Genomic DNA, 7,438 nt, shown 5'->3' on the forward strand with positions numbered 1-7,438 from the left:
GATTGCGCATAAATCGTGCATAACTCCCTTATGTGCGTTTTGCGGGATGGAAGACCATGAAATTTATTGGAAAGCTGCTTGTCTATCTTCTGGTAGCCCTGCTCGTTGTGCTGCTGGCGTTCTACATTCTGCTCCAGACCCGCTGGGGCGCTGCTCAGGTCAGCAGCTGGGTAACGGTGAATACCGATTACGAACTCAGTTTCGACAAGATGAATCACCGCTTTTCGTCGCCTTCCCACATCATTCTGGAAAACGTCACCTTTGGTCGGGACGGTCAACCCGCCACGCTGGTAGCCAAAAAAGTCGATATTGGCCTGAGCAGCCGTCAGATAACCGACCCGTTGCACATGGACACCATTACCCTGTTCGACGGCACGCTGAATCTCTCCCCGCAGACCGCGCCGCTGCCTTTCCAGGCGGATCGCCTGCAGCTGAACAACATGGCCTTTAACAGCCCGAATACCGAATGGGACCTGAGCGCGCAGAAGGTGACGGGCTGCGTCAGCCCATGGCAGCCGGAAGCAGGCAACGTACTGGGGAAAAGCGCACAGATTCAGATGAGCGCAGGCTCGCTGACCCTCAACGGCGTACCGGCCACCAACGTGCTGATCGAGGGCCAGCTGAACGGCAAGGAAGTGGTGCTTAACACCATCGGTGCCGATATGGCTCGCGGCTCACTCACCGGCTCCGCCCTGCGCAACGCCGACGGAAGCTGGATTATCGACACGATGCGCCTGAACGAGATTCGCCTGCAGAGCGATAAAACCCTGAGAGACTTCTTTGCGCCGCTGGCCACCCTTCCTTCACTGCAAATAGGCCGTCTGGACGTGACCGACGCCCGGCTGCAGGGGCCGGACTGGGCGGTGACCGATCTTGATTTAAGCCTGCGCAACCTGACGCTGAGCAAAGGCGACTGGCAGAGCCAGGAGGGTCGCCTGTCCATGAACGCCAGCGAGTTTATCTACGGCTCGCTTCATCTGTTTGACCCGATCCTGAACGCGGAGTTTTCCCCGCAGGGTATGGCGCTGCGCCAGTTCACCTCCCGCTGGGAGGGCGGCATGGTGCGCACTTCCGGTAACTGGCTGCGCGACGGTAAAGCGCTGGTGCTGGACGATGTCGCCCTCGCCGGTCTGGAGTACACCCTGCCGCAGAACTGGAAAACGCTGTGGATTGAGCCGCTGCCGGAATGGCTGAACAGCGTCACGCTGCAAAAATTCGGCCTGAGCCGCAACCTGGTCATCGACATCGATCCCGCCTTCCCGTGGCAGATCACCTCCCTGGACGGCTACGGCGCTAACCTGCAGCTGGCGAAAGATCGCCAGTGGGGCGTGTGGGGCGGCAGCGCAACCCTGAACGGCGCGGCGGCAACCTTCAACCGCGTGGACGTGCGCCGTCCGTCGCTGGCGCTGAATGCGAACGCCGCCACGGTGAACATTACCGACCTGAGCGCGTTTACCGAGAAAGGCATTCTGGAAGCGACGGCGACGGTTTCGCAGCTTCCGCAGCGGCAGACCACCGTAAGCCTGAACGGGCGCGGCGTGCCGCTCAACGTGCTGCAGCAGTGGGGCTGGCCAGCGCTACCGGTGACGGGTGATGGCAATATTCAGCTCACCGCCAGCGGCAGCATGCAGGCGAATGCACCGCTGAAGCCGACGGTAAACGGCAAGCTGAGCGCGGTGAATATGGATAAACAGCAGGTAGAGCAGACCATGACGGGTGGAGAGGTAACGACACCACCCTCACCCCAGCCCTCTCCCTAAAAGGGAGAGGGAGCAAACCATTCCCTCTCCCTGTGGGAGAGGGCCTCAGACCGTACAATACAATTAAAGGTAAACCACCACCTCATCCCCTTCGCCTTTCACCACCACGCCCCACTCGCTTCCCGCGTGTGAACCGCCCTTCACGCCGCCCACCTTCTGCACGTTGCGCAAGCACACCGACCAGTTTCGCGCCTCGCCCGCGCCGGTCAGGGTCACAACGTCGCCCTGACGCGACGCCTTCAGCGTAAATGCCACTGAACCGTCCGCCGCAGGCACCTCGCTCACCGCCGTTGCGCCATCCTCAAGTTTAAACAGCTGGAAGGCCGTGCCCTCGTTCCAAGCATAGTCTGGTTTCTGGCTGTTATTGCCCAGCGCCAGCAGGGTGTTATCGCGCACATAGACCGGCAGGCTCCGGAAATCATGCTGTTGCTTATGCCAGCGGCTGCCCTGGATTTCGTCGTTATGCCACAGGTGCGTCCAGCGGCCTTCCGGCAGCCAGAACTGCACGTCGCCCGCCTCGGAGAACACCGGCGCGACCATCACCGCATCCCCCAGCATGTACTGGCGGTCGAGATAATCGCACGCCGGATCGTCCGGGAACTCCAGCATCATCGCCCGCAGCATCGGCGTACCGCACTCGCGCGCCAGCGCCGCCTGACGATACAGATACGGCATCATCCGGCACTTCAGCTGCGTAAAGTGGCGCACCACGTCGCAGGACTCGTCATCGTACGCCCACGGCACGCGGTAGGATTTACTGCCGTGCAGGCGGCTATGGCTGGATAAAAGCCCGAACGCGCACCAGCGCTTGTAAACGTGCGCCGGGGCGGTGTTTTCGAATCCGCCGATATCGTGGCTCCAGAATCCGAAGCCGGAGAGGCCAATCGACAGCCCGCCGCGCAGGCTTTCGGCCATCGACTCGTAGTTGGCGTAGCAGTCGCCGCCCCAGTGCACCGGGAACTGCTGCGCGCCCACGGACGCCGAGCGGGCAAACAGCACCGCCTCTTCTTCGCCCACCGTCTCTTTCAGCACGTTCCACACCAGCTCGTTATAGATGTAGGCGTAGTGGTTGTGCATCTTCTGCGGATCGGATCCGTCAAACCACTGCACGTCCGTCGGGATGCGCTCGCCAAAGTCTGTCTTAAAGCAGTCAACGCCGATGTCCACCAGGCCTTTCAGCTTGTCGGCATACCACCGGCACGCTTCCGGGTTAGTGAAGTCATAAATTGCCAGCCCCGGCTGCCACTTGTCCCACTGCCACAGAGAGCCGTCCGGGCGCTTGAGCAGGTAGCCCTTCTCTTTCAGCTCCTGGAATACCGGCGACTTTTGGCCGATGTACGGGTTAATCCATACGCAGACCTTCAGCCCTTTCTCCTTCAGGCGGCGGATCATTCCTTCCGGATCCGGGAAGGTCACCGGGTCCCACTCAAAATCACACCACTGGAAGGCCTTCATCCAGAAGCAGTCGAAGTGGAAGACGTGCAGCGGCAGATCGCGCTCGGCCATGCCGTCGATAAAGCTGTTAACCGTCGCTTCATCGTAGTTGGTGGTGAACGAGGTGGTGAGCCAGAGGCCGAACGACCACGCGGGCGGCAGCGCCGGACGTCCGGTAAACCGCGTATAGCGGTTGAGCACCTCTTTCGGCGTCGGGCCGTCGATCACGAAGTACTCCAGGTACTCCCCCTCGACGCTGAACTGCACTTTGGAGACTTTCTCGGACCCCACTTCGAACGAGACGTTTTCCGGATGGTTGACCAGCACGCCGTAGCCGCGGTTGGTCAGGTAGAACGGGATGTTTTTGTAAGACTGCTCGGTGCTGGTGCCGCCGTCGCGGTTCCACGTTTCGACCGTCTGGCCGTTGCGCACCAGGGCGGTGAAGCGCTCGCCCAGGCCGTAGACCGTTTCGCCCACGCCGAGGTCAAGACGTTCAAACACATAGTTGCGGTCGGTGTTGGTATCCTGCACGTAGCCGTTGTTTTTCAGCTGGCTGCCGGTAATGCGCTGGCCGTTGCGCAGGAAGTCCAGCGCCCAGAACTCGCCTTTGGTGACGCGCACGCTGACGCTGCCGCTTTTCAGCTCGGCAAATTCCGCGTTGTTTTCAATCTCGACCTTCACGTCTTTCAGCACGTTCAGCGGATAGTGCGGGCCGTTATTCAGCGCGCCCTGGAAGTGCTCGATGCGCACCCCGACAATCCCCTCCTGCGGGGCAAACAGGCGCACCGTGAACATGAGCGTGTCGAGCTGCCAGGTGCGCTCGCGCACGTCGCGCGGCGCAACAAACACCACCAGGTCATTTCCCTGCTGCTCCACGTCGAACACCTGAACCGGATAGGTTACGTTCAGGCCCGGTTGAATAAGCCAGTTTCCATCACTGATTTTCATGCTTTCGTCCTCTTAGTTCTGCAATTCTTTGCTGACCGGCAGGTTTTCAAACGCCTGCTGATTGCGGCGCGCGCCCTGCGCCAGCTCGCCCAGGATTTTGGTCAGGAAAGGGGTTTTCAGCGTGTAGTAGCGTTTGGCGATAATGGCGCTCAGCACGTAGCAGACCGCCGGGGCTAGGGTAAACAGGCCGATAATGATGCTGATGGTCGCGCTGTTCTGAGTTTTGGCTGCCGCGTCGTAGCCGCCGCCTGCCAGCATCCAGCCGATCATCGCCCCGCCCAGCGCCAGGCCGAGCTTCAGCACGAACAGCGTGCCGGCAAAGCTGATCCCGGTCAGGCGCTTGCCGTTGGTCCATTCGCCGTAGTCGACGGTATCGGACATCATTACCCACTGGATCGGCGTCACCAGCTGGTGCAGCACGCCGATGACGAAGATAAAGGCGAACATCACCACGGTGGCATGCATCGGCACGAAGAACATCGCCACGCTCACCACCGCCAGCGCGGCGTTGGTCCACCAGAAAATGCTGACCTTACACTTCCAGTCGGTGAGCGGTTTCGCCAGCGCGGAGCCGATCAGGTTGCCGACGCAGTAGGTGGTAAGGAACGCGACGAACACCTCCGGCGAGCCCATGATCCAGGTGCAGTAGTACATCATCGCGCCACCGCGCACGCAGACGGCGAGGATGTTGAGGATGGTGAGCACGCCGACAATGCGCCACTGGTCGTTGTGCCAGATGTCGCGCAGGTCTTCCCGCATGGAGGTGGTGCTCGGCGGCACCTGGATGCGCTCTTTGGTGGTGAAGAAGCAGAACGCCAGCATCAGGAACGCGACCACCGACAGCACGGCGATGCCGCCCTGGAAGCCGAACGCCTTATCGTCGCCGCCAATCAGGTTCACCAGCGGCATCATCAGCACCGTGGAGAGCATGCCGCCCGCCGTCGCCAGCACGAAGCGCCAGGATTGCAGGGAGATACGCTGCGTCGGGTCGTTGGTGATCACCCCGCCCAATGCGCAGTACGGGATGTTAACCACGGTGTAGAGCAGGGTCAGCAGCGTATAGGTAATGGCGGCATACACCATTTTGCCGTTGAGGCTGAGGTCCGGCGTGGTGTAGGCCAGCACGCAGACGATGCCGAAAGGAATGGCGCCGAACAAAATCCACGGGCGGAACTTGCCCCAGCGGCTGCGGGTGCGGTCGGCAATCAGCCCCATGCACGGGTCTGAGATTGCATCCAGCGCACGGGCCAGCAGGAACATGGTGCCGACAAAGCCGGCGGGAATACCGAAAATATCGGTGTAGAAAAACATCATATACAACATGACGTTATCAAAAATGATGTGGCTGGCGGCGTCTCCCATGCCGTAGCCAATCTTCTCTTTTACTGATAGTACTTCGCTCATATTTTATTCATCCTTCACGCGGTAGGGGGCGCTGAGACCGGTTGCATTGGTTTTAAACCATTGTTTCATGAGCGGGTATTGCGTTTTCTGGTTAGAACATTACGTTTCTTGTTTTTTGTGATCGGGATAAAAGTTGATGAGCACGAAATGCTAACCTGAGGATTTTCTTAAGAATTAACTGAAACAGGGGGGTACAGGTCAAAAGAGGGGTGAAAAAAGTGTGTCGGGGTATGTGGTAAATGCCTGAAAGTAGCTATAATGCGCCCCGCCTCCATGTAGCAATCGAGGCGCGGAAGATCGTCATCTCCGGTGAGGTGGCTGGACTTCAAATCCAGTTGGGGACGCCAGCGTTCCCGGGCAGGTTCGACTCCTGTGATCTTCCGCCAAAAATGCACTATATTCCCATAAATTTTAAGCAATTTGAGGGCAATGTTATGCGCTATCGTGGCATTCGAAAATGGGTTAATCCAAGTCAGTCACAACATTTACTTTATTTCGCGCAAACTTTTGAGGAAATGTTTTTTACCTTCAGCCTCGACACATATAAACCATCCGCAATGAACGCCAGCTTACTTTGTAATGAGGCATTAATCGTCATTGCCGCCGTTGAGTCTGGTGATATAAAAGAACCAAATATTAAACATGTTCTGAGTGAACTTTGCGAAAACCTTGAGAAAGATGAAATAGCTCAAAGACTTATTGATGAGGAATTGAAAGATATAAATACCATATTAAAGAATGAGAAAATAGACATTTCATCTAAGAAAACCACCATTGAAATTCTATCTAATTACCTTTCATTAAGAAAATATAAAGAAAAAAATGAAGAATTACTTAGAGATGCTATAATAGCGAACTCAGATTTCAACAGAATAAGAAAACTTGCTCGCAGTTATGCCACAACGTTATTAAACTTTGGGTTTAGCGACAAATATATATATGATGCAACATTAAAATATTTCTACCATGACTCTGAAAGAATTGAAAGTAACTCAGATATAAATGACTTTTTTAAAAAATTCCCAAGCAAAACAGAAAAATACACCGTTATATATAAAGCATCCTTTCTTTTTGAAAAATTAAAAGACGCGTGCGAAAATTTCAAAATTGTCATTGACAAAGAATTTCCGATAAAAGAAGGCATTTTTTCAGATAAAAATACGCGAAATATATTATCAAGACATGATGGTGTATATTTATTATTAGATGATATACCCGCGCGTGATTTCGACTCTGCAAAAGCAAAAGCTGATCATTTACTAAAAATATTCGGGACTCTCTTTTCATTATTCCATCATAAGGAAACTTTAGATTTCAAAGATGACTGTTTGATAATAAATAAACAAAGTGAACAACTTACTAAAAGAGGAAAACAAGTTAACGCCATGCATAAATGCGTTGACATGAAAGCACAAAAATCATCACGAATACTTAATGAATTCATTTCCAAATTCAGACTTGAAGAAGATTCTTTTGATAAATTTACGAATGCTGCACAACTACATTCACTTGCTTTAAATAGTGGCTCCGAGCAAAATCAGTTAATTAACCTTTGGATTGCTCTTGAATCTATAATTCCAACAAATGGTAATGTAAGCAATATTGAAAATATAATTAACTCTACCTTACCATTCTTAAATATGATGTATTATAAAAGGCTTGTTAATAAATTAATAGCTGACATTCTTAACTGGAACAGACGAGCAGGAATTAATGCTGTAAAATCCATTTCTGGCGCAAACCTTTATATAAAATACATTAAACTTTTTGCTTTAGAAGAAAATAAAAACACACTTAACACCCTAAAGGAAAAAACAAGAGACTTCCATTTACTTAAAGATAGAATCTGTTTTTTTGAAGAATTATTTAAATCACCAAAAAATATATTAAAT

4 protein-coding genes and 1 tRNA gene are annotated in these 7,438 nt (G+C 53.9%); 3 read left to right on the forward strand and 2 right to left on the reverse strand.

The window, feature by feature from the left end; all coding sequences use genetic code 11:
• The first annotated feature begins 56 nt into the window (after positions 1 to 56).
• Positions 57 to 1,760 carry an AsmA family protein gene (locus L6R44_RS19690; RefSeq protein ID WP_237425175.1) on the forward strand — a complete coding sequence of 568 codons (1,704 nt, stop codon included), beginning with the start codon at positions 57 to 59 and terminating at the stop codon, positions 1,758 to 1,760.
• A gap of 63 nt (positions 1,761 to 1,823) precedes the next feature.
• Here the strand turns inward: L6R44_RS19690 and yicI are convergent, their stop codons facing one another.
• A complete protein-coding gene (gene yicI, locus L6R44_RS19695) occupies positions 1,824 to 4,142 on the reverse strand; it encodes an alpha-xylosidase (RefSeq protein WP_237425176.1) in 2,319 nt (772 codons plus the stop codon).
• A 12-nt stretch (positions 4,143 to 4,154) separates the two neighbouring features.
• Entirely contained in the window at positions 4,155 to 5,546 is a 1,392-nt protein-coding gene (locus tag L6R44_RS19700) for a glycoside-pentoside-hexuronide family transporter (RefSeq protein WP_237425177.1), read from the reverse strand.
• Positions 5,547 to 5,837: 291 nt separating this feature from the next.
• Between L6R44_RS19700 and L6R44_RS19705 the strand changes: the two genes are divergently transcribed.
• Both L6R44_RS19705 and L6R44_RS19710 read left to right on the forward strand, forming a co-directional pair.
• A tRNA-Sec gene (locus tag L6R44_RS19705) sits at positions 5,838 to 5,932 on the forward strand.
• Between the two features lie 48 nt (positions 5,933 to 5,980).
• A partial coding sequence (locus L6R44_RS19710) for a hypothetical protein (protein ID WP_237425178.1) occupies positions 5,981 to 7,438 on the forward strand: 1,458 nt, incomplete at its 3' end.

The organism is Enterobacter cloacae complex sp. ECC445, assembly GCF_021892025.1.
In the GTDB taxonomy this organism is placed as follows: Bacteria; Pseudomonadota; Gammaproteobacteria; order Enterobacterales; family Enterobacteriaceae; genus Enterobacter; species Enterobacter chengduensis.

What these genes read in the sequence shown, in the direction of transcription:
- L6R44_RS19700 (WP_237425177.1), bottom strand. Translation starts at nt 5,546, where the DNA reads ATGAGCGAAGTACTATCAGTAAAAGAGAAGATTGGCTACGGCATGGGA.
- yicI (WP_237425176.1), bottom strand. Translation starts at nt 4,142, where the DNA reads ATGAAAATCAGTGATGGAAACTGGCTTATTCAACCGGGCCTGAACGTA.
- L6R44_RS19690 (WP_237425175.1), top strand. Translation starts at nt 57, where the DNA reads ATGAAATTTATTGGAAAGCTGCTTGTCTATCTTCTGGTAGCCCTGCTC.